This is a genomic window from Streptomyces sp. NPDC007095, assembly GCF_040634475.1.
GTDB lineage: Bacteria > Actinomycetota > Actinomycetes > Streptomycetales > Streptomycetaceae > Streptomyces.
On the sequence record NZ_JBEYFS010000522.1, the window covers coordinates 1 to 1,421 of the forward strand.

The 1,421-nt window shown below is 66.9% G+C and carries 2 protein-coding genes; both read right to left on the reverse strand.

Annotated elements, in window-relative coordinates:
• Positions 1-231: 231 nt before the first annotated feature.
• Positions 232-426, reverse strand: a complete 195-nt coding sequence (locus tag ABZ656_RS57915; protein WP_067370986.1) for an acyl-CoA carboxylase subunit epsilon — start codon at positions 424-426, stop codon at positions 232-234.
• Between the two features lie 57 nt (positions 427-483).
• The coding region (locus tag ABZ656_RS57920; RefSeq protein WP_360280818.1) for a carboxyl transferase domain-containing protein at positions 484-1,421 on the reverse strand (938 nt) is incomplete at its 5' end.

Sequence of the window (1,421 nt, forward strand, 5' to 3'; positions counted from 1 at the left end):
ACCCGCGCCGGGTGGAGCAACAACGTAGATAACAAGGCTCAAAAAACAAACGTAGAAAGTTAAAAAAAAAAAACCCCAAAATAAAACCCTAATAGCACCCCAAGCACCAGCGAAGGGGCGACCCCCCCCCCGGGGCCCGCGCCCCCCCATTCTTTTCCCCTGCAACACCCCCACCGGCACGGCCCCCCCCCACCCCCCGCGGGCCCTTCTCCGTTGCTGAGGCGCCGGGGGCTAGCCGTGCCAGCTGTGCGGGGCGCGGAAGCCGGGCTCGCGCTCCAGACGGCGCCAGCCGGCTTTCGCACGGCCACGATGGGTCGGGGTGGTGTCCGGCTGGGCGGCGGCGCGGGCCAGGAGGATGGCCGTGATGGCGGCGACTTCCTCGGGCTCGGCGTGGCCCTTCTCGACGCGGATGTCAGGGGTGTCCATAGGTTTCAGTCTCCGTGAGAGAGGTTTCCGCGGCGGTACCGCGGAGGATCCGCAGGGTTACTGCGGGGGGTTGCCGTGCTTGCGGGAGGGCAGGTCCGCGTGCTTGGACTGCAGCATGGCCAGGGAACGGATCAGCACCTCGCGGGTGGCGGCGGGGTCGATGACGTCGTCGACCAGGCCCCGCTCTGCCGCGTAGTAGGGGTGCATGAGTTCGGACTTGTACTCCTTGACCATGCGTACGCGCATGGCCTCGGGGTCGGCGGCCTCGGCGATCTGCCGGCGGAAGATGACGTTGGCCGCACCTTCCGCACCCATCACGGCGATCTCGTTGGTGGGCCAGGCGTAGGTGAGGTCGGCCCCGATGGACTGGCTGTCCATGACGATGTAGGCACCTCCGTACGCCTTGCGCAGGATGAGCGAGATCCGCGGCACCGTCGCGTTGCAGTACGCGTACAGCAGCTTGGCGCCGTGCCTGATGATCCCGCCGTGCTCCTGGTCGACCCCGGGCAGGAATCCGGGAACGTCCAGGAGGGTGACGATCGGAATATTAAAAGCGTCACACATCTGGACAAAGCGCGCAGCTTTTTCGGAGGCCTCGATGTCCAGCACACCCGCGAGGGACTGCGGCTGGTTGGCGACGATGCCCACCACCTGGCCGTCCAGACGGGCCAGCGCACAGATGATGTTGCGGGCCCAGCGCTCGTGGACCTCCAGGTAGTCGCCGTCGTCGACGAGTTCCTCGATGACCTTCGTCATGTCGTACGGCCGGTTGCCGTCCGCCGGGACCAGGTCCAGGAGGACGTCCGAACGCCGGTCCGCGGGGTCCTGCGAGGCCACGTGCGGCGGGTTCTCGCGGTTGTTCTGCGGGAGCATCGACAGGAGGTAGCGGACCTCCGCGATGCAGGTCTCCTCGTCGTCGTACGCGAAGTGACAGACACCGGAGGTCTCCGCGTGGACGTCGGCGCCGCCGAGCCCGTTCTGGGTGATCTCCTCAC

Bases quoted from the DNA above. Each gene is read 5' to 3' on its own strand.
- ABZ656_RS57915 (WP_067370986.1), bottom strand. From the start codon at position 426: ATGGACACCCCTGACATCCGCGTCGAGAAGGGCCACGCCGAGCCCGAG.